22 protein-coding genes and 1 pseudogene are annotated in these 26,011 nt (G+C 36.1%); 17 read left to right on the forward strand and 6 right to left on the reverse strand.

Features of this window, described 5'->3' with window-relative positions:
- The first annotated feature begins 20 nt into the window (after positions 1–20).
- The 4 genes from U8526_RS04255 (at position 21) to U8526_RS04270 (ending at position 3,688) form a co-directional block, all read left to right on the forward strand.
- Positions 21–812, forward strand: coding sequence for a DeoR/GlpR family DNA-binding transcription regulator (locus tag U8526_RS04255; protein ID WP_334340724.1), 792 nt, complete (start codon positions 21–23; stop codon positions 810–812).
- Between the two features lie 12 nt (positions 813–824).
- Positions 825–1,706: an L-ribulose-5-phosphate 3-epimerase gene (locus tag U8526_RS04260; RefSeq protein WP_334340725.1), complete on the forward strand. Its 882-nt coding sequence runs from the start codon at positions 825–827 to the stop codon at positions 1,704–1,706.
- Positions 1,691–2,404, forward strand: a complete 714-nt coding sequence (locus U8526_RS04265) for an L-ribulose-5-phosphate 4-epimerase (protein WP_334340726.1) — start codon at positions 1,691–1,693, stop codon at positions 2,402–2,404. Before U8526_RS04260 ends, U8526_RS04265 begins: the two co-directional genes overlap by 16 nt.
- Before the next feature lie 147 nt (positions 2,405–2,551).
- Complete coding sequence (locus tag U8526_RS04270; protein ID WP_334340727.1) at positions 2,552–3,688, forward strand: SLAP domain-containing protein; 1,137 nt, start codon at positions 2,552–2,554, stop codon at positions 3,686–3,688.
- Positions 3,689–3,738: 50 nt separating this feature from the next.
- Here the strand turns inward: U8526_RS04270 and U8526_RS04275 are convergent, their stop codons facing one another.
- The 3 genes from U8526_RS04275 to trpX are packed head-to-tail and all read right to left on the reverse strand — an operon-like array spanning position 3,739 to position 6,379.
- Entirely contained in the window at positions 3,739–4,488 is a 750-nt protein-coding gene (locus U8526_RS04275; protein WP_334340728.1) for an ABC transporter ATP-binding protein, read from the reverse strand.
- Entirely contained in the window at positions 4,485–5,375 is an 891-nt protein-coding gene (locus U8526_RS04280; RefSeq protein WP_334340729.1) for an ABC transporter permease, read from the reverse strand. The genes U8526_RS04275 and U8526_RS04280 overlap by 4 nt, the downstream gene beginning before the upstream one ends.
- Positions 5,372–6,379, reverse strand: coding sequence for a tryptophan ABC transporter substrate-binding protein (trpX, locus tag U8526_RS04285; protein WP_334340730.1), 1,008 nt, complete (start codon positions 6,377–6,379; stop codon positions 5,372–5,374). The genes U8526_RS04280 and trpX overlap by 4 nt, the downstream gene beginning before the upstream one ends.
- Positions 6,380–6,757: 378 nt before the next feature.
- Between trpX and U8526_RS04290 the strand changes: the two genes are divergently transcribed.
- The 3 genes from U8526_RS04290 (at position 6,758) to U8526_RS04300 (ending at position 10,421) form a co-directional block, all read left to right on the forward strand.
- Positions 6,758–7,831, forward strand: coding sequence for a YibE/F family protein (locus tag U8526_RS04290; protein ID WP_334340731.1), 1,074 nt, complete (start codon positions 6,758–6,760; stop codon positions 7,829–7,831).
- Between the two features lie 2 nt (positions 7,832–7,833).
- Positions 7,834–8,595 (forward strand): YibE/F family protein, encoded by a 762-nt coding sequence (locus U8526_RS04295; RefSeq protein WP_334340732.1) that lies wholly within the window; start codon positions 7,834–7,836, stop codon positions 8,593–8,595.
- Between the two features lie 155 nt (positions 8,596–8,750).
- Positions 8,751–10,421, forward strand: coding sequence for a glycoside hydrolase family 13 protein (locus U8526_RS04300; protein ID WP_334340733.1), 1,671 nt, complete (start codon positions 8,751–8,753; stop codon positions 10,419–10,421).
- 38 nt (positions 10,422–10,459) lie between these two features.
- On the opposite strand, the gene U8526_RS04305 is transcribed toward U8526_RS04300, so the two are convergent.
- The 3 genes from U8526_RS04305 to U8526_RS04315 all read right to left on the reverse strand — a co-directional run bounded on the left by U8526_RS04305 (position 10,460) and on the right by U8526_RS04315 (position 13,100).
- Complete coding sequence (locus tag U8526_RS04305; protein WP_334340734.1) at positions 10,460–11,311, reverse strand: NFACT RNA binding domain-containing protein; 852 nt, start codon at positions 11,309–11,311, stop codon at positions 10,460–10,462.
- A gap of 117 nt (positions 11,312–11,428) precedes the next feature.
- Positions 11,429–12,070 carry an FMN-dependent NADH-azoreductase gene (locus U8526_RS04310; protein ID WP_334340735.1) on the reverse strand — a complete coding sequence of 214 codons (642 nt, stop codon included), beginning with the start codon at positions 12,068–12,070 and terminating at the stop codon, positions 11,429–11,431.
- A gap of 109 nt (positions 12,071–12,179) precedes the next feature.
- Positions 12,180–13,100, reverse strand: a complete 921-nt coding sequence (locus U8526_RS04315) for an aldo/keto reductase (RefSeq protein WP_334340736.1) — start codon at positions 13,098–13,100, stop codon at positions 12,180–12,182.
- 240 nt (positions 13,101–13,340) lie between these two features.
- Between U8526_RS04315 and U8526_RS04320 the strand changes: the two genes are divergently transcribed.
- From U8526_RS04320 to U8526_RS04365, 10 genes and pseudogenes are all read left to right on the forward strand, one after another.
- The gene (locus tag U8526_RS04320) at positions 13,341–14,237 is read left to right on the forward strand and encodes an alpha/beta hydrolase (RefSeq protein ID WP_334340737.1); all 897 of its coding nucleotides are present in this window, start codon (positions 13,341–13,343) and stop codon (positions 14,235–14,237) included.
- A gap of 13 nt (positions 14,238–14,250) precedes the next feature.
- Complete coding sequence (locus U8526_RS04325) at positions 14,251–15,696, forward strand: PTS transporter subunit EIIC (RefSeq protein WP_334340738.1); 1,446 nt, start codon at positions 14,251–14,253, stop codon at positions 15,694–15,696.
- An 11-nt stretch (positions 15,697–15,707) separates the two neighbouring features.
- Positions 15,708–16,772 (forward strand): MupG family TIM beta-alpha barrel fold protein, encoded by a 1,065-nt coding sequence (locus U8526_RS04330; protein ID WP_334340739.1) that lies wholly within the window; start codon positions 15,708–15,710, stop codon positions 16,770–16,772.
- A 7-nt stretch (positions 16,773–16,779) separates the two neighbouring features.
- Complete coding sequence (gene murQ, locus U8526_RS04335) at positions 16,780–17,670, forward strand: N-acetylmuramic acid 6-phosphate etherase (protein ID WP_334340740.1); 891 nt, start codon at positions 16,780–16,782, stop codon at positions 17,668–17,670.
- Positions 17,671–17,679: 9 nt separating this feature from the next.
- On the forward strand, positions 17,680–18,543 hold the full coding sequence (locus U8526_RS04340; RefSeq protein ID WP_334340741.1) for a MurR/RpiR family transcriptional regulator: 864 nt from the start codon (positions 17,680–17,682) through the stop codon (positions 18,541–18,543).
- A gap of 159 nt (positions 18,544–18,702) precedes the next feature.
- Positions 18,703–19,743 carry a LacI family DNA-binding transcriptional regulator gene (locus U8526_RS04345; protein ID WP_334340742.1) on the forward strand — a complete coding sequence of 347 codons (1,041 nt, stop codon included), beginning with the start codon at positions 18,703–18,705 and terminating at the stop codon, positions 19,741–19,743.
- A gap of 131 nt (positions 19,744–19,874) precedes the next feature.
- A complete protein-coding gene (locus U8526_RS04350) occupies positions 19,875–21,188 on the forward strand; it encodes a PTS sugar transporter subunit IIC (RefSeq protein ID WP_334340743.1) in 1,314 nt (437 codons plus the stop codon).
- A 14-nt stretch (positions 21,189–21,202) separates the two neighbouring features.
- On the forward strand, positions 21,203–21,646 hold the full coding sequence (locus U8526_RS04355; protein WP_334340744.1) for a DUF3284 domain-containing protein: 444 nt from the start codon (positions 21,203–21,205) through the stop codon (positions 21,644–21,646).
- Between the two features lie 33 nt (positions 21,647–21,679).
- Positions 21,680–23,917 (forward strand): alpha-galactosidase, encoded by a 2,238-nt coding sequence (locus U8526_RS04360; RefSeq protein ID WP_334340745.1) that lies wholly within the window; start codon positions 21,680–21,682, stop codon positions 23,915–23,917.
- Between the two features lie 13 nt (positions 23,918–23,930).
- Positions 23,931–25,970, forward strand: a pseudogene (locus tag U8526_RS04365) (beta-galactosidase).
- The last annotated feature ends 41 nt before the right edge of the window (positions 25,971–26,011 follow it).

Consider the following 26,011-nt stretch of genomic DNA (forward strand, 5'->3'; position numbering starts at 1 on the left):
GACGTTTTGAGGATGATCATATGAAAAATTCAATTTCGAATGTACAGGAGAGAAGAAGCGAACTTCTAAAAATAGTTAACAAAAAAGGCTCTATGTCAGTGGAAAATCTGGCGGGGAAACTTAGTGTTTCCGAGATAACAATTAGAAGAGATTTGAAGATATTATCAGAAATGGGAGTAATTGAATGGAGAAGTGGGATAGCTACGTCTGCTGACGGTAAATCACTTTCTTCAGATCCATTAGATGTGAATGCGGGCAGTAGAGTTGATCAAATCAAAATGAAAATTGCTGCCGCTGTTCCGGGCTTCATATCGGAGTCTAGCACGATATTCGTCAATTCAAGTTCTCTATGCTGGTTGGCAATTAATCAATTAGCATCTAAAAGATTAACTATTATTACTAATAATGCACATGCGATTGAATCGGTACATCATCCTCAGACAATAATTATTTTGACTGGTGGAGAAATTAGATATCCTAAAGAATCATTAGTTGGAGGCGTTGCGATCGAATTATTATCTAGCATGCAATCTGATTATACGATCGTAGGACTTGATGGTGTCAGTGTAGATGGTGGTTTGACCACGCATAATCTATACGAATCACAAGTTAATGCAACGATGATAAAACGAACGAAGAAGAAGGTAATTTGTTTAGCTGATTATCGAAAGATAGGAGTTACTAGTAATTACCATGTAGCCGATATTGATGATATAGATATCTTAATAACTGATAGTTTTGCGAACGAGAAGGTAATTAAATCGTTTCGTAAACGAGGTATTGAAGTGGTTCAAATACAATTAGGTCAATAGGGAGACATGATTATGAATTCATTAGGTATATACGAAAAGGCGCTACCAAAAGATTTAAATTGGCATGATAGATTAGCATTGGTACACGAGTTAGGATTCAATTTTTTAGAACTTTCGATTGATGAAAGTGATGAAAGATTGGCAAGACTTGACTGGACTAAGGAACAACGTGAAGAAGTTCGAAATGCGATTTGGGATACAGGAACACGTATACATACCATAATGCTGAGCGGTCACCGTAGATTCCCATTGGGTTCATATGATGAAAAGACAAGGAAACAATCCCTTGAAATGTTGTATAAAGCTGTTGATTTAGCCGTTGATTTGGGTGTAAGAAATATTCAAATGGCTGGATACGATATTTATTATGACAAGAAAAGTGTTACTTCAAGAGAATACTTCGTAGAGAATTTGAAGAAGTGTGTAGCTTATGCTGCTAGTCATGAGGTAATGCTTGATATAGAAATAATGGATGATCCTTTCTTAAATTCTATTGAAAAAGTCGTACATATGAAAAAAGAAATTCATAGTCCTTGGTTGCAAGCCTACCCTGACTTGGGCAATATCAGTGCTTGGCCGGAAAATGATATAGGAACAGATTTAGAAAATAATATTGATTCTATTGCAGCAATTCACTTGAAAGATACTTTACCAGTTACTAAAGATTTTCCTGGTCAATTTAAGAATGTTCCTTTTGGCAAAGGGACGGTCGATTTTAAAGGTTGTTTGAAAGAATTAAAACGTTTGAATTATAACGGTGCTTACACGATTGAGATGTGGAGTGAAACTTCAGATGATCCAATCGAGCAAGTTAAAGAAGCAAAGAAATTCTTTGATAATATTTTTGCAGAAGTTGGCGTAGAACAGGAGGCTATTAAATGCTTGAATCTTTAAAAAAAGAAGTATATGAAGCAAATATGCAATTGCCTAAATTGGGTTTGGTAACATTCACATGGGGCAATGTATCAGGCATTGATCGAGAAAAAGGATTATTTGTTATAAAACCATCAGGCGTTGAATATGATAAGTTAACTCCTGACGATATGGTTGTCGTTAACCTTAAAGGTGAAGTTGTTGAAGGTGATTTAAATCCTTCTAGCGATACGCCAACACATACGGTTTTGTACAATAAATTTCCTAATATAGGTGGTATTGTACATACACATTCTCCTTGGGCAGTATCATTTGCCGAAGCGGGAATAGATTTACCAGCTTTAGGAACAACACATGCCGATACATTTTATGGTAAGGTTCCGGTTTCCGATGCTTTGACAGAAGAAGAAATTGAGACAGCGTATGAAAAGAATACAGGGGATGTTATTGTCAGAACCTTTAAAGAACGTAATATTGATCCAGAAGCTGTTCCGGGAGTTTTGGTAAGACAACATGGGCCATTTACGTGGGGCGCAACGCCTGATAAGGCCGTATATAATGCTAAGGTATTAGAGGTCGTCGCTGAAATGGATTATCATGCATTACAATTAACACGTGACAATATTGAAGTTCCACAGTATTTATTGGATAAACATTATTATCGTAAGCATGGTAAAAATGCTTATTATGGTCAAAAAAAGCAAAAGACCGGAGTTTAAAGCTCCGATCTTTTTTTATTAAAAACATAACTTTATAAAATAAAAATACTGTAAACGTTTAATAAATTTCCTTAATATAGCTTGAAACATATGTTTGACTCAACTAATATTTAAGGTGTTTAGTACAGATACTATGGAGGGATTATTTTGAAAAAAAGTACATCATTACTACTTAGTGGAATTTTAGTTTCTGGAATGGTTCTAGGAACAATTGTGACTCCTGTAACAGTCAATGCTGCTACTCAAGCAACAACACAAGCAGATCAAACAGTTACTAATTATGTCACATTCGTTAATGCTGATGGCAATACTGTTAGATCATCACAAGCACTTCAAGGAACAAAGGGCCAAAAGATTACATTTGCACCAGATGGTTATACAAGTGCTGATAGCAGTAAAGCAGTTTTCGGCAATAACGGAGATAGCAAGACTGTAACAGTTGCTAAGATGATTTCTGTTAAGGTTAACTATGTTGATCAAAATGGTAACCTAGTTAATTCAGAAACAGTTAATGGCGGAGAAGGTAATGATTACAAATTAACTAATTTACCTGCTGGCTGCACATGGAACAATGACGCAGAACAAACTATTAACTTAGTTGACGGTAAAGAATATAACGTTCCCGTAACGAAGAAAGTTTCTAATACAGTTATCTTCAAGACAGCTGATGAAACTGAAGTTGGTAGAACACAAATCTTTGGTGATAAGGCCGGAGTTAAGGTTTCACTAACAGATGCTCAATTGCCAGAAGGCTACACAACAACAAGTAAGGACTTAACTTTACAAAACGAAGGTAATACTCAATTTGTTACTGTTACAAAGAGCGCTACTGATGGAATCACACCTATTAAGGGTGTTGTAAAAGTTAACGTTACAATGGCTCATTTGTATGATAAAGATGGAAAAACTTTGAGTCGTTCATTGGGTAAAAACTCAAGATGGCAAACAAATAATAAGATGGTTCTAAACGGAGTAACTTATTATCAAGTTTCAACAACTGAATGGTTGAAGGCATCAGATATTATCGTTGAAGGTTCAACAAATACAACACCTGATAAAGATAACAATGCTACTGATACAACTGCTCAAAAGCCAGATGTTAAAGCTGTTACTACAAAAGACAAGGGTATGGCTCAATTGTATGACGATAACGGTAAAATTATTGAAAGTCTTCAATTAGGACCAAACACACCATGGGCAACTGATTTAATGAAGACCTTGAATGGTGAAAAGATGTATCGTGTTGCAACTAACGAATGGGTCAAAGTTAGCGAAATTAAGTAATTTATAGTGATACCAAAAGGGACAATCCGTAATGGATTGTCCCTTTTCTTTTAGAAATATTGTAGTAAATCTTTCTCTTTAACTTTATCTTTTTCTTCTTTGTTTAAATCAAGGATTATTTCACCTTTTTTCAAAACAATCAGACGATTTCCGTATTTCATAGCATCAGATAAATCGTGCGTGATCATCATGCAAGTTAATTCTTTTTCAAGGATGATTTTGTTGGTTAATTCCATTAGATCCTTACTAGTTTGTGGATCTAAGGCAGCTGTGTGTTCATCTAAGAGCAGTAGCTCAGGTCTTTGTATGATTGCCATCAAGAAACTTAAAGTCTGTCTCTGACCACCAGATAACTTTTCAGTGAAGGTGTTAAGGCGATTATCCAAGGTAGGCAAGTTAGAGATTAATTTTTGAAACTCTGGAAGGTTTTCTTTTAGGTGACGTAAATGTAGTCTTCTAGGTAATCCACGACGTTTAGCCAATAATAAATTTTCAGCAACGGTCATTCTAGGAGCGGTACCAGATTTTGGATCTTGATAGACACGACTGATATTACGACTACGTTTAGCCAAGTTTTCATCGGTGATATCCTTGCCATTCAATAGAATTTTTCCAGAGCTTAATTCGTTGGTTCCGGTAATAGCATCGAGTAATGTTGATTTCCCAGCACCATTCGTTCCCAAAACTACTAAGAAATCTTTAGGGTTGATTGTTAAATTGATATGGTTAAGAATATTTAGATTTTCATCGTCATTATAAATCGTTTTGACGGCATCTTTTATTTCTAGTAATGGTTTCATTTAGTTTTAACCCCATTTCTTAAAGTTTTTAGAAATTGTTCACGAATTGTTGGTAGAGCAAGACATAGCGCCAAGATAATTGCTGAAATCAGCTTGAGATCATTGGTATTGAATCCTAGTTGAAGTACGACCATCAAAATCAAACGATAAGCAATACTACCAATTACGATAGTGATTAAACGGATACTTAACGGTACATCGGGATAGATAACTTCACCGATGATAATGGCAGAAAGTCCGATAACGATGACGCCAATACCCATATTTACATCGGCAAAACCGTTTTGTTGGGCAATTAATCCACCTGTTAAAGCGACGATTCCGTTAGAAACCATCAATCCGATAAATTTCATGACAGTAGTGTTGATACCAAGTGAAGCGGCCATGGTCTCATTGTCACCTGTGGCGATAACGGCTTGACCTTTTTCAGTATTAAGAAAGATTATTAATAGGAAGATAATTATTGCGATGATAATTATTCCCAAAACGATTCCGTTGAAATTAGTAGGAAGTTTATCCAGACCAAATTCAGTGAAAATATTGTTCGATTTGGTCAATGACATGTTAGCTTTGCCCAGAATTCTTAAGTTGATTGAGTAAAGAGCTGTCATTGTTAAAATACCAGCTAAAAGAATAGGAACATTCAATTTTGCGTAGAGAAAGGCTGTTGCAAATCCTGCAAAACAACCAAAGATAAAGGCCATAAGTAGTGCAAAGAGTGTTGAGTGGCCGGCTTGGATCAAACTAATAGCGGTAACAGCTCCAAGTGGGAAGCTTCCTTCAACGGTCATATCAGGAAAATCAAGAATTCTGAAGGTGATGAAAAGACCAATGGCCATTATTGACCAGATGAAACCTTGACTGATAGTAGATACGATTAAATTCATTTTATGATCTGTCCTTTCTTTTCAGCTTCTTTAACTAATGAGTCAGGAAATTGGATATTCAATTTCTTGGCCATTTTTTCGTTTAACATCAAATGTCCTTTTTGCATGAAGGTAACAGGGGTTGTGGCAGTTTTTTCTTTGCCTTGTAAAATTCTTACAACGTGTTCACCAGTCTTTTGTCCCAATTCGTACTGACTTAAACCGACGGTAGCTAATCCACCATCTTTAACCATGGTAGTTGCGGCTGGGAAAACAGCAATATTCTGTTTAGCAGCGATGGAAGATAACAATTTCATACCACTGGCAACGGTATTGTCAGTTGGTACGTAAACTGTCTGGACCTTTTGAGTTAAAGCAGTTGCAACTTGTTGTAGGTCGTTAACAGAATTGATACTGGAAACTTCTACTTTCATACCATTTTGTTTAGCCAACTGTTTCATCTTTTTCATTTGACTAGTGGCAGAAGCATCGCTAGAAGTATAAATAATACCAATAGTATTCAAATTTGGAACTACTTTTTTCATTAAATCAAGTTGAGCTTTTAAAGGTGCTTGATCGGAGACACCAGTGATATTGCCACCGGGTTTCTTGTTGTTAGAAATAATTCCGGCACCTTCTGGATCAGTGACAGCTCCCATGACAATGGGAATCTTACTAGTAGCATTCTTCAATGATTGAACTGAAGGAGTAGCAATACCCACCGCTACATCAACGTTATCCTGAACGAATTGTTTACTGATAGTTCTTAAATTACTTTGATCCCCTTGAGCATTTTGAAATTCGATTTTGACGTTCTTGCCGTCAATATAACCGTGCTTTTTCAAAGTGTCGTCAATACCCTTATTGATCTGGTCCAAAGCCGGGTGTGACATCAATTGTAAAACTCCGACTTTTGGAATGGTATTCTGTTTTCGGGCATCAGCGTGTCCAGTGTAAAAGAATGAAAAAATTAGAAATGCTGCTAAGGCAACTAGTGTCGCGTAAAGTCTTCTCGTATGTTTCATCGTTTAAATTCCCCCAAATTAAAAAGGCAACCCCAGAGTTTGTGGGATTGCCTAAAAAAACAAAATACCCACATGGTTTTTTATACAAAATTCCATGTGGGCTCTAAAATTATCATAGTTTAATAAGCCGACATGGATACAATCCTTTCAGATTGAATCCATATCGGACCAATCTGAGTTATCGGCTTTGCCAACGAATATTCGCGATGTTGAGAGAGTATGATTTATTCATAATGAAATCTCCTAACGAATTTGATGTTTCAAATATATTTCATAAACCAAAGATTGTCAACTACAAAATATTCATGAAAAAGTCACAAATATTTTTCTGAAAAAAACATATAATGTAGATATAAGCAGAAATGCGAGGAATTTCTTATGAAAAAAAATATACGTCTGCTCATTATTGTGGGTTTGATTGTCTTATTAGCAACCGGATTAACTTATTTTGACAGTTTTTTGTATCATGATCCAGTTGTAAAGATTGAGAAGATTGCAATAACTAACAAGCAGACATCAACGGATGAATATAAGAATACCGATACTGAATACACTCAGAAAATTAGTGCCAAGCTATTGAACACCGATAAAAGAGGACAAACGGTACGATTTAGAAATACTTATTACAATTCACAATTGACTGATACTAAGTATCGTGTTGGTCAACAAGTAATTCTGACTAAGAGTGGCAAAGGGTATACAGCTAAGAATATCAAACGTGATACACCGTTAGTATTTACCTTTGGCTTAGTAACTTTCTTGTTATTCTGTATGAAGTTCGATCGTCGAAAATTGTTTATCAGTGTTTTGATTAATGTGGTAATTTATTTTGGATATTTACAGATTATTATTGGGACACACAATAGTATTTTGCTTCCTTTAACCGTTGTAACGGCATTATTAATATCTGCAACGGCGCTATTAGTAATTTTAGGACCGACATATTCAGCGGTGATGGCTTATTCAAGTACAGTCATATCAACGACTGCTGCAATTTTATTAAGCGTTTTTGTCTTAAGTATGACAGGTTACAGTGGTATGCACTTGGAGTTAGATGATTTTGAATTACAACCTTATCTGGGAGTCTTTCTTTCTCAAGTCTTATTCGGTGTTTTAGGAGTCATTCTAGATGAAACTATGGATATTTCTTCTTCATTGATTGAAATGAAAAAAGAAGTAGTAGATGTTTCAACTAAAACTTTATTTAAATCGGGTATTAATATTGGCCGAGAATTGATTGGTCCACTAATCAACATTTTGCTTTTTATCGTTATAGCGCAAAATTTAAATGTTGTTTTGCTTTACTTGAGTAATGGAAACTCAGTTAGTTATACCTTAAATATGACTCTTAGTTTAGGGATTGCCCAGTTGCTGATCAGTGCGATTGGGATTGTTTTAACGGTTCCAATAACTAGTTTTATTTCCAGTAGAGTAATCACGAGGAGGTTATAGTCATGCTATATTTATTTGCAACTTTTGTAGTTTTATTGTTGATGGTAACTGGTACTCGTGGCTTAACCTTATTATTCGGTTTAGGTATTAACGTTATATCGGTAATTGCATTATTAGTTTTAATAGCTGACGGCTTTAATATTCTGATTACAACAGGAATCATTGCCATTGTGATATTAGTGGTAGCCATTTATATGAATGTTGAAAATGGTGACACCGCTAATACGGCCTTTCAAACGTCACTATTGATTATGATTTTTATCTTGCTGATTACGATACCTTTGGAATACTGGGCTAGTGCGCAAGGAATGGGCCCCGAAAATCAAGATGAGTTGGAGTCATTTTCTCTGGCAGCGGGGATTTCGTTTCCACAATTAGCGATTGCTATCATCGTGATAAATAGTTTGGGGGTTATTTCGGAAACTAGTGTTGCCATTACTAGTGGCTTGAATGAGATAGTATTAAATAAACCCACTTTGACGCCGACAGAGATTTTTAATGATGGATTTTCAGTGGGGAATAAAATTCTTAACACACAGACAAATACATTATTATTTAACTTCTTTTCAGCGACATTTCCATTGTTCTTTTTAATACATTCATTGGGATACAAATTTACCGATATTTTAAACGATAAATTAGTTGTAGCCGAAATTTTAACAACATTGATTTGTACGATTGGTGTCATTTTAACGGTTCCCATTACATCCTTTTTGGTCTACCACAAAGCTGAGAGATTGAAACTAAAGAAAACCGATAATTAAATTTTATAGAATAGTAACAGAATGTTGATATACTCGAAAAATCATGCCATTGCTAGCATGATTTTTTTTGTTTGAATTTGATTGCTGAAAAACTAATTATTTTAGTAAAATTTTCCCATAATCTAAATGAATAAATCATCGAGGAGAATTTTTTCATGGCTTATAACGATTGGTGGAAGAAAACAGTAGTTTATCAAGTTTATCCAAAGAGTTTTCAAGATAGCAATAATGACGGTATTGGTGATCTACGAGGAATCACTAGTCGTTTGCCATATATTAAGAAATTGGGTGCTGATGTTATCTGGTTAAATCCAGTTTATAAATCTCCTGATAAAGATAATGGCTATGACATCAGCGATTATTATGCAATCCAACCTAATTACGGAACGATGGCCGATTTTGACGAAATGTTGGAAAAAGCTCATTCACTAGAACTAAAAATAATGATGGATTTAGTAGTTAATCATACTTCTGACCAACATAAATGGTTTCAAGAAAGTCGTAAATCAAAGGATAATCCGTATCGCGATTATTATATTTGGCGTGATCCAGTTGATGGCCATGAACCAAATAATTGGGGATCTCGTTTTGATGGATCAGCTTGGCAATTTGATGAAACAACAGGCCAATATTATCTTCATCTCTACACAAAGGAACAGCCTGACTTAAATTGGGAAAATCCTAAGGTTCGTAAAGAAGTCTGGAATTTGATGCGTTTTTGGTTAGATAAAGGAATTGATGGTTTTAGAATGGATGTTATCAATCTGATTTCTAAACCGGAGGGATTGCCAGATGGAAAGAAAAAACCAGGTGCTATGTACGGGGGAACAGGTCTAGTCGCTAATGGATATCGATTAAGTGAATTTTTGGAAGAAATGAACGCTGAAGTTCTATCTAAATATGATGTGATGACAGTTGGTGAAATGCCAGGCTCATCACCCAAAGATGCTATTAAATACGCTGGCTTAAAAGAAAATAAGTTAAATATGGTTTTCCAATTCAATCATATGAATGTTTCTTCTAATCCAGATAAGCGTTTGGGTCATTGGAATAATCAGCCGATTGATTTAGTAGAGTTAAAAAAGGTTTTGAGTAAGTGGGAAATTGCTTTAAACGGTAAGGGTTGGAATAGCTTGTATTGGAGTAATCATGATCAATCAAGGGCAGTTTCAAGGTTTGCTACGGATGATCCCAAGTATCGTGTGCTGGCGGCTAAAATGTTAGGGACTACTTTGCATATGTTGCAGGGAACACCTTATGTTTATGAAGGTGAAGAGATTGGTATGACGAATGCTCACTTTACTGAATTGTCACAGTACGAAGATATTCAATCATTGAATGCCTATAAAGAGTTTGTCGAAATTGAAAAAATTGTTGATAAGAAAACCATGTTGAAATATTTGGCTTATCGAACACGTGACAATGCTAGAACACCAATGCAGTGGGATAATGGCACAAATGCCGGATTTACTGAAGGAACGCCGTGGTTAGCCTTGAATCCCAATTACGAGCAGATTAACGTTGAGGAAAATTTGGTAGATAGTGACTCTATTTTTTACTATTATCAGAAATTGATTGAACTTCGACATAACAGTGATTTGGTAGTTTATGGAGATTATGCTGTAATAGATATGGATGATGAGGAAGTTTTTACTTATAGACGCCGTTATAACGATGAAACATTACTAGTTATTAATAATTTCACGTCTCATGATGTAATAAGAGATTATGGTCAAGAGAATGGAGCTCTTCTAATCGGCAATTACGCAGATGACAAAAATACTAGGTTACGCCCCTATGAAAGCAAGGTTTATTTATTGAAATAAAAAGAGCTCGATCTCTATTTGAAATCAAGCTCTTAAAATTAATCTTTTGCGGATAATCTTTGTGCCAACTCCTTATCAGGGTTGACTGTTAGGGTATCGGCTTTGCCATTAAACATGACGAGTCCTGATTTAGCTCCCTTAGGTTTAAATAATTGGCCTACTTTTAAAACATCAACAGGAACTTGTTTGAGACCACGGCCTTTGCTGTAATAAGCAGTAAGGTTGGCAGCTTCTAATAAGGTCTGCTTGCTAGGATTGACACTATGTACAACTACATGAGAGCCAGCCAGTTCACTGACGTGCATCCAGTAATAATCTTTATTGGCAGTTAATGTTAAATGATCATTTTGATCACTATTTTTTCCAACTTCCACTAAAACATGATCGGTTGTATAGAATCGACGAGGATGTGCAGGTTCAGGAGCCTTAGATGAGTGTAAAATCCCTGTTTTTATAGCATCTTCAGCAATTAGTTGTTTTTTAACCAATTGAACTTGTTCAGAATCTTGTGGATCAAAGTTTTTCTGACGTGTGATTTGCTTTTGTAGATTTGTCTTGGTTTTATTCAAGTTGTCCTGAATAGTTTTTAAACCACGTTTATCTCGATGATATTGATGGAAATAAGTTTCAGCATTATCAATAATTGATTTCTTAGTGTCTAAGTAAATAGTTACTTTTTCTTGATTACGGTAATCGGGTAAAATGACATATCCCTTTTTGGTATCAATTTGGTTAGCGTAAGTTTTAAGTAAAGTGCCTTTCATATTTAATTGTTCGACGTCACCGATACGTGTGATGGCTTTGTTAAGTGATTCGATTTGTTTCTTTGTATGGTGTATTTGCCATTTCATAGCTTCAATAACTTTGGTAGACTCTGATTCAGTTTCCATTGATAAACCTCGATTTACTTATTAATGGTTATAACGATATGCATTAATAATAACACTAACTAATGGTTAGCAAAAAGCTTCTATATCCTTGATTAATAGGGTATAGAAGCTTTTTTGTTAGAATTCTTTAGCTGCTTGTTCGGCTCTTTCGAAGGCTGCGTTTAAAATCTTTTCAGCATTTTTAGGATCATGATCCATTCCTTCAGCAAAAACGCCTTGGTAGTCATCGATACCCATGATATGAAGAATAGTACCGATATATTGATGGCCAAGATCTAAAGAACTTGCATCTGGGGCACCATTTGATCCGTGATAATTCCCACCAGTAGCTTGTAAGTGAATAGCTTTTTTATTGTGTAAGTTACCTTCAGGAATGCCCTCACTTGTGTAATGGAAGGTATCAGGGACCTGCATAACAATGTCAATGTAGCTCTTCATTTCAGCGGGAATAAAGAGATTGTACATCGGATTTACGAAAACATACTTATCAGCATTGACAAATTCGTCAATCCATTTTTGTCTTGAGTCCTTGAAACGTTCTTCATCGGCATTAAGTGGTTGGCGAGCCATTGATTTATTGTAGATTGAAATAGCAATTTTGTTTAACGGGAAAGGCATGTATTCAGAAACATTGTGTTCAATAATTTTGTCATCTGGGTGACTGGATTTATAGGAATCTATGAAATGGTTATAAAGGGCCTTGGTAGATGATTCTTTGTCTGATTGTGGATGTGCATAAATAACTAATACTGTTGACATGAGGAGATACCTCTTTTCTTTTAATGATCAGTACCATTATATATCTTATTCAAGAAATCGGTTGCAAAATAAAAAAGCAAACCTGCATGAGGCTTGCTTTTTTAAAATTTTAAGGCAAATCATTACCAGCAGCAAAGTAAATGTCATACCACTCTTGTTTAGTAAGGTTGACATCCCCACCCTTAGCACTATCAGCAATGTGTTCAGGGTTCATAGTACCAATAATAACTTGAATATCGGCTGGATGTCTAAGAATCCAAGCGGCAGCAATGGCGTTCTTACTTACGCCGTATTTGTCCGCTAATTCTTGTAATTTATCGTTTAATTCAGGGAATTTATCATTATTGATAAAGGTTCCAGCAAATGTTCCGTATTGGAATGGTGACCAAGCTTGAATAGTTACGCCCATACGTCTTGAAAAGGCTAATAAACCACCGTCATGATTAATTGAACGGTCGTCTGCCATATTGGTATGTAGGCCAAAATCAATCATCCCAGAATGCATGATACTAAATTGCAATTGATTGATAAGAAGTCTTTGATCAATATTTTCTTGTAAAAATAGAAATTGTTGAGGATTGAAATTAGAAACTCCGAAGTGACGTACTTTACCTGATGTTTGTAGTTCGTCAAACGCTTCAGCAACATCATCTGGTTCCATTAATGGATCTGGTCTGTGAAGAAGGAATGAATCCAAGTAGTCAACGCCTAATCGTTTCAAAGAACCATCAACCGCATCAATTAGATGTTGTTTAGAGAAGTCATATCTTTTTCCAGATACAATTCCACCTTTAGATTGAATAAATAAATCTTCTCTTTTAACACTACTTTGTTTCAAGGCTTGACCGAAAACTTTTTCAGAATCTCCATCGCCATAAATGTCAGCGGAGTCGATAAAATTGATACCACTGTCGTAAGCAGTGTCAATGGCCTTGGCAGCTTGTTCTGGACTTAAACTGTTCATACGCATGATACCTAAAGCCACGGCAGAAGTTTGCCAGTTGGTTTGACCAATATAACGTTGTTTCATATGATTGCCTCCAATTATTCAATAACACCTTAATTATTAGTGGCTTGAAAGGATAAGTCAACGAAAAAGATTACGCTTACAAAAGATTGTATTAAGTGTTGTTATTTTTCCGCAATAAATGTTTCTTTTGTGAAATAATATTTTATATTTCTAAAAATATTACTGATTATCTTGAAATTTTATTTTAACGTTGTATGATTTATTTGTAAGCGGTAACAAAAATATTTGGGGGTAATTATTATGAAATCATGCGTTAAAAGATTTTTAGTTATTTTATCCGGCATAATTGCAATGCTGGGAATAGCTACTTTTACCAGTTCTACTGTGCAAGCTGCTGCTACTAAAGTTTCACCAATTAGTACAGTAACTACAACAACGATGTATTCCAAGAAATTGCATCTTGATTGGAATTACGATGTTTATCTACCAGGCGGATATAATCCAAAGAGTAGTAAGAAATATCCTGTCGTTTACATGATGCACGGATTATACGGAAATCATAGAAATTTATTGGAAAGATTCAATTCTCAACAAATGCTTGATGGAGCTATGAAGAGAAACAATCAAAAGGCAATCGTGGTCTTTATTGATGGTTTTAACAGTTTCTATGTTAACCAAAAAGGTGGCATGCAAATGGAAAGTGCCATTATGAAGGATCTAGTACCAAAGATTGATTCGACTTATAAGGTATCATCATCAAGAAGTGATCACGCTATTGGTGGTATTTCAATGGGTGGTTACGCTGCTGCCAGATTATCATTGAAGTATTCTAATTATTTCTCTAAAGCATTATTGATCTCACCATCTGTTTGGTACAGTTTACCAAAAGATAATCCTATTAGAATGAACATGCACGCCTTTACTAATGGTAAGACTAATTGGTCTGATAAAGTTTATGACGGCTTGTTCCCAACAAAATATATCAATAAAGATACAAAACCAGTTAAATTCTATGTTGAAACAACATCAGATGATACAACTGTTCCAATTAAGAATGTTAATAGATTCGTTAAGACTTTGAAGAAAGATAAGTATTCGGTCAAATATGTTAAAGATACTGGTGACAACCATAACTGGACATATTGGACTAAAGCTACTCCAAAATCATATAACTGGTTGATGAAAGAATTCAAATAGGGGGTAAACAAACATGGACGCAAAGAATATAGCTAAAGAAATTCTTAAAGATGTCGGTGGTAAAGAAAATGTTAGTGCCAACGTCGCATGTATGACTAGATTAAGACTAGGCATTAAAGACAACGATAAAGTCGATGTCGATGCTTTGAAACGAATTGATGGTGTCCTAGCTGTCGTTCAGGCTGATACTCTTCAAGTTGTTTTAGGACCAGGAAAAGTTAACAAGATTGCAGAACCATTTGCTGAACTTACTGGAGTTGCTTTAGGGAGTGACAGTGATGATGGGGATGTTTCATCTGATTCACAATTAGATCAAGTTAAAGATATCGCTAAAGAAAATAAAAAAGAGAATAAAGCCAAGCACGACAAACCATTACAACGTGGTTTACAACATATTGCTAATGTCTTTATTCCATTATTACCAGGTATTATTGCTGCCGGATTAATCAACGGTCTTGCTAATGTTATTGATTATCAAACAGGACAAGCTTTTGTTACTGATTGGTGGTACATGACTATCAAAACAATTGGTTGGGGACTATTTACTTTCCTACCAATCTTTGTTGGTATGAATGCTGCTCGTGAATTTAAGGGTAGTGCCATCCTTGGTGGTATCGGTGGTACGCTTTGCTTAGGTGTCACAATTACAGGTTCACCATTAAGTACACAGGCTATTTCAATGCCATTCACACATGCACCATATACAGTTGGTGTTGGTGGTTTGATTACCGCTTTGTTAATGGGTATCTTCTTCGCTTTCTTGGAAAAGAATCTTCGTAAGATCATGCCTAGTGTTCTAGATACATTCTTTACTCCATTATTGACAGTTATTATTGGTTCATTGCTTGCCGTTGTCTTCCTACAACCAGTTGGTGCATGGTTAACAACAGCTATCTATCTTGTCATGGACTTCATCTACACGAAGTTGAGTGTCTTTGGTGGATTCCTTCTATCATCAACATTCTTGGCTTTAGTATCTGTTGGTTTGCATCAAGCTTTAACACCAATCCATGTTCTATTGAACGATCCTACAGGTCCAACAAAGGGTATTAACTACTTGCTACCAATCCTAATGATGGCCGGTGGTGGTCAAGTAGGTGCCGGATTTGCACTTTACTTCAAATCAAAGAATAAGAGATTTAAGAAAATGGTTATGAGCTCAATTCCAGTCGCTATCTTGGGTGTTGGTGAACCATTGATGTACGCTGTTACATTGCCACTTGGTAGAGCCTTTATCACAGCAAGTATCGGAGCTGGTTTTGGTGGTATCGTTGCTTCACTATTCCATTTAGGTGCCGTATCACAAGGTGTTTCAGGTTTGTTTGGACTATTGATCATGCAACCTGGACAACAATGGGTATACTTGTTAGCTCTACTTGTAGCTTACGCTGGAGGATTCATCGTAACTTGGTTCTTTGGTGTTGACGAAGATCGAATTAACGAAATTTATCCAGAATAAAGGAGAATAATATGCTAGGATTTTCAGCTTATCTGCACAGTTCATTGACTAAAAAAGATATAGATATGTTCAATCAATTTGTTAAATCCGGATTTAAAGGAGTCTTTACATCTATTAATTTGCCAGAAGATGATCCTGAAGTTTTATTGAAGAATTTGAAGGCTTTGGGGAAATTGTGCGATGACAATGGTTTGGAGTTAACTCTTGATATTGCATCAAGTTCATTAAAGAGATTGAATTTAAATCTAGATAGCGATTTATCAATTTTCAAAGATTTGCATGTTACTATGCTAAGAATCGACGATGGAATCGATAATGCTGGCATTGCAAGACTTTCTAATGGTGTGAAAGTTGCTTTAAATGCAAGTACAATTGAACAATCAGATATTGATGAATTAAAAAAAGCTAAAGCGGACTTTGAGAATTTGGAAGCCTGGCATAATTATTACCCTCGCGAGAACACGGGATTAGATAAAAAATGGTTCTCTGAAAAAAATAAGTGGTTAAAAGATAATGGATTTACAGTAATGGCCTTCATTCCGGGGGATGCAAATTTGAGAGCTCCCGTCTATAAAGGGTTACCAACTTTAGAAGAACATAGGTCTCAAAATCCACTTTACGCCGCTATAGATTTTAATAAAATGAATGTTGATCGAATTTATGTTGGTGATCCAGCCTTAAAGGATTCAACATTCGAACAATTTAAAAATTATTTTGTAAATAATGTTTTGCAATTGAAAGTTCAATTAAATAACAATGCTCCAACATATATGAGTAATATTTTCCATCAAAGAGCTGATGTAGCAAGAGACGTTGTTAGACTTAGAGAAGGTAGACCCCTCAATAAGTCAGAGATAAAACCTGATAACAATACTTTGAGAAAAGTTGGTTCTATTACACTAGATAATAGTTTATCAGGACGTTATCAAGGTGAATTACAACTGATTAAGTACCAACTTCCAGCTGATGCGTCTGTGAATGTAATAGGAAGAATTATTGATTCCGACGTTAAGCTATTAGACTATTGTGAGGCTAATCAAGCAATCCAACTGGTTGATATTAGAGATAAGGACTGAGTTTAATATGGACATAAAAAAATTATCAACAGAGAGTCGTAATCCGGCAACAATGAACTTGGACGAAATGAGTGCCGAAGAAATTGTTACCATTATGAATAGTGAAGATAAAAAAGTAGCTGTGGCCGTTGAAAAACAATTACCTCAAATATCAGCAGCTGCAAATAAAATTGCTGAATCATTTAAAGCCGGAGGGCGTCTATTCTACACTGGAGCAGGAACTAGTGGTCGTTTAGGCGTATTGGATGCAGCGGAGTGCGTTCCAACCTTTGGAATTGAACCAGAAATGGTACAGGGATTGATTGCTGGTGGTGCCAAGGCTATGACGATTGCCGTTGAAGGTGCTGAAGATAGCGTTCAAGAGGGCGCTGATGATTTAAAGAGTCATAATTTGAGTGATAAAGACGTAGTAGTCGGTATTGCAGCCAGTGGTAGAACTCCATACGTTGTGGGAGCGTTGGATTATGCTACAAAAGTAGGTGCCGATACGATTGCTTTATCATGTAATAATGATGCTATTATTAGTCAACATGCTGAGACAGCGATTGAAGTGGTTGCAGGTCCAGAAGTACTATCGGGATCAACTAGATTGAAGTCAGGGACAGCACAAAAAATGGTTTTGAATATGCTATCAACAGCTTCAATGGTTAGAATTGGTAAAACGTATGGCAACTTGATGGTGGATGTTAAACCTACCAATAAAAAGTTAGTTCAACGTTCATTGAATATCATTACGGAAGTTACAGGAGTTGATGAGAATCTTGCTTTAAAGACTCTTAAAGAAGCTGACTATTCAGTCAAAGATGCCATCGTTATGATTGCAACAAAGACTGATAAAGAGGCAGCTCAACAAAAATTATCTGAAGCAGGTGGATTTGTACGTCAAGCAATTAAGTGAGGAAGCAATATGACTAATAATACGATTTTACTAACAATTCGAACTAGTATGGAAAATGCGAGTAAAGCAGAAAAAATTTTAGGCGAGTATATTTTAAAGAATTGCCAAGAGATTCCTAATCTAAGTGTGGCCGATTTATCGAAAAAAAGTGGTGTCAGTCAAGCTACTATCGTTAGGTTTTCTAAAAGCTTAGGACTCGATGGATTCAAGGGCTTAAAAGTTGAATTAGCACGTTCATCAAATGATGTTGATACGGGGCTATATGATGAAATATCCCCAAATGATGGTGTTGATGAATTGAAAGACAAATTAGCGCTCAAAGTTCAACACACGTTGGACAGTACTAATAAGGATTTAAATTCTAAATACTTAAATCAAACAGTTGATGCATTTAAGGATGCCAATGTAGTCTTAGTTTATGGTTTAGGTGCATCACACTTAGTAGCGGAAGACTTTACTCAAAAATTTTCACGAATTGGTAAAAACGTAATTAATACACCAGACACTCACTTGCTGGTATCAAATTTATTAACGCAACAAAATAAACAAGTACTGTTTCTAATTTCTGATTCTGGTGAGACACAGGAGACTGTAACGATAGCTAAACTAGCAAAACAAAATAATGTAAGGGTTATTGGATTGACTTCTAATGGACATAGTAGATTAGCTAAAACATCAGATATTAGTATTTTGACAAGTAATACAGTACCTAGAGATCAAGTAAGATCCGCCGCAACAACTTCCTTAATAAGCCAATTATATGCAGTTGATTTGATTTACTATCTCTACTTGCAACGCGATTATGAAAGTAATATACAAAAGCTAAAAGAATCCCATCTTTTAGTAGAAAAATATTTCTCCCCGAAAAAATAGAAAAATACTGTTTCCTATATAAGAAGATAAGATTAGGAAAATTTAAAGAGTCCTGAGCAAAGAAGATATTCTTTACTTGGAACTCTTTTTTCTGTCTAGACCATTGCAAATATCATCAATTGGTTTATAGTAAACGTAAGTAAACAGTGAGGTAAACAGATGGCAAGTATAAGAGATATTGCAAAAATGGCTGGTGTTTCGGCGGCAAGTGTTTCGCGAATTCTTAATAATGACGAGACCTTCAGTATCAATGAGAATACTCGCAAAAGAGTGATAGACATCGCCAATCGTTTGCATTATTCAAAGGAAAAGAACATTCGTAGTCCTAAAAGTGCAAATTCAGATATGTCGATTGGCTTAATCTTGCGTCACAACAGCGATTCGGAATTGAGAGATCCTTATTTCTTGGCTATTCATCGCGGAATTGAAGAGGAAGCGGCTGAATGGCGTCTACAAGTTACTAAAGTCTTTGGAATGCGTGATGAAAAGAAAGATTGGGATCAATTATCGAATTACGGAGCCATTATTATGGTCGGTCAGATGACTGATACAGCAATGGATATTGTTATGGATAAGAATCCCAACTTAGTATTAGTAGATAATTATATTAGTGATGAAAAATACGACCGTATCCAAACTGATTTTATAGCCAAGACTTATAAGGTTTTGGATCTTCTCTATGAAAAAGGTCATCGTAATATTTCTTTTGTTGGCGGTCGTAGCAGTATTGTAGATGTGGATGGCAGTCGTATCAATAGTAGACATGAAGTTAGAGCTGATGCCTATAATAGCTGGATGCATTTGCACAATTTGTCAAAATATACGGATATCAATATTGGACAGTGGTCGGCTGAAGATGCTTTACAAATGACAAGTGAAATTTTACAAGGAGACGATCTACCAACGGCTATTGTCGTGGCAAGTGATCCGATGGCGATGGGTGTTTACAAAGCTATTAATAACGCTGGTTTAAGAATCCCTGATGATATTTCGGTAGTTAGTTTTGATGATGTGGAGATAAATCGTTATCTAACACCAACACTCTCGAGTATTAAAATGGATTCCGAGGAAATGGGCCGTATCGCTGTCAAAGTTGCACGCGAGAAGATGATTGGTGATCGTAAGATGCCTATTCAAATAGTCTGTTCAAGCGAGTTGAAGGTTAGAGATTCGATTCGTGATTTAACTGAAAAAGAATAAATATATTTGAAATATCTGTTATTTGGGAAAAATAATAGGTATTTTTTTATTTAGGGTTGTGTAAACGTTAACTAAACAGTTATAGTAGTTCTTGTAAACGTTTACACAATAGTGAAGAGGGGAATCATGAAATGAAAAACTTTTTAAATGCATTTCAGAAGAAAATGGGACCAATTTCCGAACTAATTGGTGCCAATAAGTATCTTCTAAGTTTACGTGATGGCTTTATGTTAGCTTTCCCAGCCACAATGTTTGGCTCCATCATGGTTATTTTGCAAAACTTGCCCACAACGTTTGGTTTTAGAGGTTTCTTGCCAAAGTGGTTTAATACCTTTTTGACAGACTTCTTTGGACCTGTTGGTAACGCAACAATGTCAGTTTCAGCACTATTTATTGTCTTTGGTATCGGATATCAATTGGCCGGACACTACGGTCAGCAAAAGATTTTCGCTGGTGCTATTTCACTTTCTAGTTTTTTGATGTTACTACCTATCGGTACTGATAAAAAGATGGGTGCATTCATTGCTATCAATGATTTAGGTGCCCAAGGTATGTTCGTTGGTATTATTGTCGCCATTATTGCTACAAAGATTTATTGCGCTATCAGTGCAGCACATATCACGATTAAAATGCCTGATTCTGTTCCTCCAATGATTGCTGAATCATTCGTTGCCATCATTCCTGGTGCAGCACCATTACTACTATTTAATATTATTCGTTACATTTTCACATTCACACAATGGGGAAATGCAGTTGACTTTGTTTATGAAATTTTACAACAACCACTTATGGGATTAGGTGGAACACTTCCAGCCGTCCTAGTAGCTGTCTTCTTTACACAACTATTCTGGTGGTTCGGTGTTCATGGTACTTTGCTTGTTAACTCAATCATTGATCCTATTATGGGAGCTTTAGCTATTCAAAACTACAACGCTTATAAAGCCGGTGCAGCTCACCTTCCACATATTATTAACACAACATTCATGGGTGTTTTCGTTAACCAAGGTATGCAACTAGGTTGTGCGATCGTCTTTGCTTTCTTCTTGGCTAAGTCAGTTCGTATGAAGACCACTATGAGAACTGTTTTTGCTCCAGCTATCTTCAATGTTTCAGAACCTATGACTTATGGTCTACCTATTGTTTTGAACCCTGTTTTGCTAGTTCCATGGATTTTAGCACCACTTGTTTCAACAACAATTTCTTACTTTGCCATTGCGGTCGGACTAGTTCCAAGACCAATTGGTGCGACAGTTGTTTGGACGACACCTATTTTCTTAGCTGGATGGTTAGGTACAGGATCAATTGCCGGTGCTATTTTGCAAATTGTCGATGTTGTCGTTATGACTTTGATTTGGATTCCATTCTTGAAGTCAATGGATAATGAGTTCTTGAAAGAAGAGCAAGCAGCTGCTAATCAACAAGAAGCAGGCGCTACTGATAAATAAAAGGAGTAATAACTATGAGAACTGATACGTTGAAATATAAATATTCATATAATGCTAATCAAGCGGATTTGTACCAAACTTTAGTCAATGAACAATTGAAGTATTTTCAACGTACAGATCCCAGAATTAGACACTTAGAAAAGGGCACCAAGATTCAAGCCCAATTAACAACGAAAATGAAGAAATTTACTACGACAAATACGATGACTGTCAAAGATATCGTCAAAAATAAACTGTTTCAGTTTGAGACCAAACAGCCTGATGGCGAGATCTTGCAGACTTACAAATTTGAAACAAATAAACGTGGTAAAAAAGTTTTAATTTATTCAGAACAAAACACTTTTAACAATGCACGTAATCAAACTAATTTTATCTTTATTGAAATGTTCTACAAATTCTTTTATAACCGTGGCGTTAAGAAAAGAATGCAATATTTAGATGATTTGGCTATTGGTTAAAGGAGTACGAGAGTAGAAGGGGACGTTTCTCACATGATTGATGTAATCTCAAACAAAATATTTCATTTGCACAACGACAAAGTTAGTTACTTATTCAATGTTATGGAAAATAAGCAATTAGGACATCTTTATTATGGAAAAAACCTAGGTGACCTTGAAGAAGACGATCTTGATTACTTATTGAAGCATGACAGTAAATCAGCGGGAACAGTAAAATATTCTCCGGAGATTAAAAACTTTACTTTAGCTGATCATGAGTCGGAATATCCCGTTTATGGTTCCTCAGATTATCGTGAGGGTGCTATTGATGTTTATCGTGCAGATGAACCTTGGTATTTGGACTTTCATTTTGAAAATTACACAATTAAAAAAACAAAGACACGTGATTTAAAGTTTCCAGCTAGTTATGCTCAAGGTGACAATGACGCCGAAACTTTGATAATTACTTTGGAAGATCAAGAGCACAAATTGCGTTTGCTTGAATACTTCACTATTTTTGCCGACTACAGTGTTATCGTCCGTAGTCAAAGATTGATCAACTTGGGTGAAACGACCGTTCAAATTCACAATATGATGAGTGGAGTTTTAAGTTTGCCAACGGCTGATTATGATTTTCTTAGTTTGTCAGGTGCTTGGTTAAAAGAACGTCATATTAAGCGTCGTCCAATTGAACAGGGAATTACTTCAGTTGAATCGCTTAAAGGAGCATCTAGTCATCAACAAAATCCTTTTGTGGCGCTGGTTGATAAGAATGCCGATATTAATCAAGGCAATATTTATGCTGCCAACCTCATTTATTCAGGCAACTTTTTGAGTCAAGTCGAGGTTAATGAGTGGGACAAAGCTAGATTATCGATCGGTATCAATCCGAAATATTTTGAATGGCAACTGGCTAAGAATGAAGAATTCACAACTCCAGAATCAGTCTTCTATTACAGTGATCAAGGTTTCAATGGTCTGATTCAAGAAACTAATGGTTTTGCTGAAGATCACGTGATAGCCAAGAAGTGGAAAGAAAACTCACGTCCAATCGTCTTTAATAATTGGGAAGCTACTTATTTTGATTTTAATGAAGATAAATTACTCTCCTTAGCTAAAGAAGGTCAAAAGTTAGGCATGGAATGCTTTGTCTTAGATGATGGTTGGTTTGGTCATCGCGATGATGATCGTTCTTCTTTAGGCAACTGGGCTGTCGATCGTCGTAAATTCCCTAATGGTATGGGAAGTTTTGCTAGAAAGATTCACGATATGGGCTTGGAGTTTGGACTTTGGTTTGAACCAGAAATGGTTTCGCCGGACACTGATATGTATAAAGAACATCCTGATTGGGTCGTTCGTCATCCTTATAAACGTGTCGGAATTGGTCGTGGGCAATATGTACTCGATTTTGCTAATCCTGAAGTAGTTGAAGCAGTCTATCAACAAATGAAACCAACGATTGCGGAAACAAATTTGGATTATATCAAATGGGATATGAATCGTAATATTACTGAAGCTTATTCGCCATATTTGGCTAAAATCAATCGTCCACAGGGTGAATTTTTCCATCGTTATATTTTAGGAGTCTATGACTTGTATCAAAAAATCTTAACAGACTTTCCTAATATTCTAATCGAAGGTTGTTCTGGCGGTGGCGGTAGATTTGACTTAGGGATTCTCTTTTACAGTCCCCAAATTTGGCCTAGCGATGATAGTGATGCCGTGGAAAAACTGGATATTTTGACGGGAACAACGTTAGCTTATCCGCTATCTGCCTTTAGTAATCACGTTTCGGCAATTCCTAATGATCAGGTTAAACGTAATACGCCATTGGCTTTGAGACAAGATGTCAGTGACTTCGGACCTTTAGGTTACGAATTGGATATTACGGAATTAAATGATGAACAGAAACAAAAAATTAAGAGCAATATCGAATTTTATAAGCAAAATCGACAACTGCTTTTGTACGGTAGACTGCAACAACTAGTTTCAGTTGATCCTGCCAGCAATGTGGTGTCATGGGGCGTAACTGACAATCAGAAGAATGAGTCATTTATCGGCTTTTACCGAAAAGTTGCCCAACCTAATTCGGCAGTGGTCAGACATATTACGGTTCCGTTCTTGGATGAAACTAAGCATTACACAGTTGATAACAAACACAAAATTTCTGGACGAGTTTTGAAAAATGTCGGTCTCTTAGAACCATTTGAATTTAACGGAGCTAACTTAGAAACAGCTCAAATCAGTGGCGATTATCAATCCTGGATGTATCATTTGGTAGCTAAAGAGTAAAGAAGGTGAGTTAGTGAAAACCACAGATAAATTTTTATACGGTGGCGATTATAATCCTGAATAGTGGTTAGATCGGCCTGAAATTTTAAAGCAAGACTTAGAATTAATGAAACAGGCCAAGATAAACACTGTAACGTTGGATACTTTCTCCTGGGCAACGATTGAACCACGTGAAGGTGAATATAACTTCGAATGGTTGGATAAAATTTTTGACGATATTTATCGAATTGGTGGTCACGTTATTTTGGCAACACCTAGTGGCGGACGTCCCCAATGGATGAGTCAAAAGTATCCTGAGGTTAATCAAGTTGACGAATATGGACGTAGACATACTCACGGTTTCAGACAGAATCACTGTTACTCTTCACCGATATATCGCCAAAAAACCCGTCAAATCAATACGATTTTGGCCAAGCGTTATGGTAAACATCCAGCACTATTAATGTGGCATGTCTCTAATGAACTAGGTGGTCAATGTTTCTGTAACTTATGTCAGGACAATTGGCGTCAGTGGCTAAAAGATAAATATCATACCTTGGATAATTTGAATCAAGCTTGGTATCTAAAAGTTTGGAGTGGCCTGTATAGTGATTGGAGTCAGGTATTGCCGCCTAATCCGCTTGGTGAAACAAAGGTTCACGGGATGGATTTGGATTGGAAACGATTCGTTACTGATATGACGATGGATTTTTATGAAAATGAAGCTCAGCCTCTAAGAGAAATTACGCCAAATATTCCGATTACAACTAATTTTATGGCTGAAGGATTAGATAAAGGTGATTATTATCCAATCACAGGGCTAGATTACAGTCGTTTTGCTAAAAAAGTTGATATTGTTAGTTGGGATAGCTATCCTGCTTGGCATAACGATTACGAAACGCTGGCTGACACGGCGATGAAGTCCGCCTATACACATGATTGTTTCTATTCCTTGAAGCATAAACCGTTTTTAATTATGGAGTCGACGCCTAGTTGTATTAATTCGCAACAGTACAATAAGGCCAAGCGACCTGGGATGAATATTCTCAGTTCCTTGCAACAAATTGCCCATGGATCTGACAGCACACTGTATTTTCAGATTCGACAAGCTCAAGGAAATTCAGAGAAATTCCATGGTGGCGTGATAGGACATGATAGTTCTGGTCAAAATCGTGTTTATCAAGAAGTAGCGCAATATGGTCAAAAATTGAATAACATTTCGGAAATTAAAGGTGCTGTCAAACAGCCTAAGGTTGGTATTTTGTATGATTGGGAGAGTAACTGGGCTTTCAATCGTGGTGGAGCCTTCGGTCGGCCAACTAGATTAGGTATTCAGACTTTGCAAAAACACTATTCCATCTTTTGGGGGCAAGATATTGCCTGTGAAATAATTAATGGGAACGATGATTTTTCCAAATATGATTTGATCGTGGCGCCAATCTTGTATATGGCTAAGAAAAAAACGGTCGACAAGCTGACTGATTTTGTAAAAAGTGGTGGCACATTGATTTCCAGCTATTTCTCAGGCATGGTGGATGAATATGATCGTGTAATCTTAGGAGGCTTACCAACTAAATTACGTACTTTATTTGGAATTAACACTAAAGAAATTGATACGCTATATCCTAAACAACACGGTCACGTTGAGTTCAATGGAAAATCATATGAAACTAAGGACTACAATCAGGTGATCGAAGCTACGACTGCAAAAGTATTAGCCAAATATCAAGATGATTTCTATCAAGGGACACCTGCAGTAGTAAGCAATGAGCTGGGTTCCGGTAAAACTTATTACTTAGCCACAAGGTTGGGAACTGATTTCTTAAAAGAGTTTTATCGTCCAATTATTGATCAGTTACATTTAGCTAATGATTTCATTGTTAAGCCTATTTATGAAGTTTCTTGTCAGACTAGAAAGAAAAATGGTGTGAAATATCACTTTTTAATGAACTTTTCTGAAGATGAACAGGAAGTCTTGACTAGCCGAGAATCAATCAATGTTGAGAATGGGTCGACTGTTGGCAAGAGGATTGTTTTAGGTAAGTATGGAACTTTAGTTGTTAAAGAGAATTGATATTAACTGATTTGGCGTAAGTATGCCCGTCGGTAGTAGAA

Origin of the sequence: Companilactobacillus sp. HBUAS56275, assembly GCF_036913655.1 — a bacterium.
In the GTDB taxonomy this organism is placed as follows: domain Bacteria; phylum Bacillota; class Bacilli; order Lactobacillales; family Lactobacillaceae; genus Companilactobacillus; species Companilactobacillus pullicola.

What these genes read in the sequence shown, in the direction of transcription:
- U8526_RS04350 (WP_334340743.1), top strand. Translation starts at nt 19,875, where the DNA reads ATGAAAAACTTTTTAAATGCATTTCAGAAGAAAATGGGACCAATTTCC.
- U8526_RS04275 (WP_334340728.1), bottom strand. Translation starts at nt 4,488, where the DNA reads ATGAAACCATTACTAGAAATAAAAGATGCCGTCAAAACGATTTATAAT.
- U8526_RS04320 (WP_334340737.1), top strand. Translation starts at nt 13,341, where the DNA reads ATGAAATCATGCGTTAAAAGATTTTTAGTTATTTTATCCGGCATAATT.
- trpX (WP_334340730.1), bottom strand. Translation starts at nt 6,379, where the DNA reads ATGAAACATACGAGAAGACTTTACGCGACACTAGTTGCCTTAGCAGCA.
- U8526_RS04355 (WP_334340744.1), top strand. Translation starts at nt 21,203, where the DNA reads ATGAGAACTGATACGTTGAAATATAAATATTCATATAATGCTAATCAA.
- U8526_RS04315 (WP_334340736.1), bottom strand. Translation starts at nt 13,100, where the DNA reads ATGAAACAACGTTATATTGGTCAAACCAACTGGCAAACTTCTGCCGTG.
- U8526_RS04280 (WP_334340729.1), bottom strand. Translation starts at nt 5,375, where the DNA reads ATGAATTTAATCGTATCTACTATCAGTCAAGGTTTCATCTGGTCAATA.
- U8526_RS04290 (WP_334340731.1), top strand. Translation starts at nt 6,758, where the DNA reads ATGAAAAAAAATATACGTCTGCTCATTATTGTGGGTTTGATTGTCTTA.
- U8526_RS04345 (WP_334340742.1), top strand. Translation starts at nt 18,703, where the DNA reads ATGGCAAGTATAAGAGATATTGCAAAAATGGCTGGTGTTTCGGCGGCA.
- U8526_RS04265 (WP_334340726.1), top strand. Translation starts at nt 1,691, where the DNA reads ATGCTTGAATCTTTAAAAAAAGAAGTATATGAAGCAAATATGCAATTG.
- U8526_RS04295 (WP_334340732.1), top strand. Translation starts at nt 7,834, where the DNA reads ATGCTATATTTATTTGCAACTTTTGTAGTTTTATTGTTGATGGTAACT.
- U8526_RS04360 (WP_334340745.1), top strand. Translation starts at nt 21,680, where the DNA reads ATGATTGATGTAATCTCAAACAAAATATTTCATTTGCACAACGACAAA.
- U8526_RS04340 (WP_334340741.1), top strand. Translation starts at nt 17,680, where the DNA reads ATGACTAATAATACGATTTTACTAACAATTCGAACTAGTATGGAAAAT.
- murQ (WP_334340740.1), top strand. Translation starts at nt 16,780, where the DNA reads ATGGACATAAAAAAATTATCAACAGAGAGTCGTAATCCGGCAACAATG.
- U8526_RS04305 (WP_334340734.1), bottom strand. Translation starts at nt 11,311, where the DNA reads ATGGAAACTGAATCAGAGTCTACCAAAGTTATTGAAGCTATGAAATGG.
- U8526_RS04255 (WP_334340724.1), top strand. Translation starts at nt 21, where the DNA reads ATGAAAAATTCAATTTCGAATGTACAGGAGAGAAGAAGCGAACTTCTA.
- U8526_RS04260 (WP_334340725.1), top strand. Translation starts at nt 825, where the DNA reads ATGAATTCATTAGGTATATACGAAAAGGCGCTACCAAAAGATTTAAAT.
- U8526_RS04300 (WP_334340733.1), top strand. Translation starts at nt 8,751, where the DNA reads ATGGCTTATAACGATTGGTGGAAGAAAACAGTAGTTTATCAAGTTTAT.
- U8526_RS04310 (WP_334340735.1), bottom strand. Translation starts at nt 12,070, where the DNA reads ATGTCAACAGTATTAGTTATTTATGCACATCCACAATCAGACAAAGAA.
- U8526_RS04330 (WP_334340739.1), top strand. Translation starts at nt 15,708, where the DNA reads ATGCTAGGATTTTCAGCTTATCTGCACAGTTCATTGACTAAAAAAGAT.
- U8526_RS04325 (WP_334340738.1), top strand. Translation starts at nt 14,251, where the DNA reads ATGGACGCAAAGAATATAGCTAAAGAAATTCTTAAAGATGTCGGTGGT.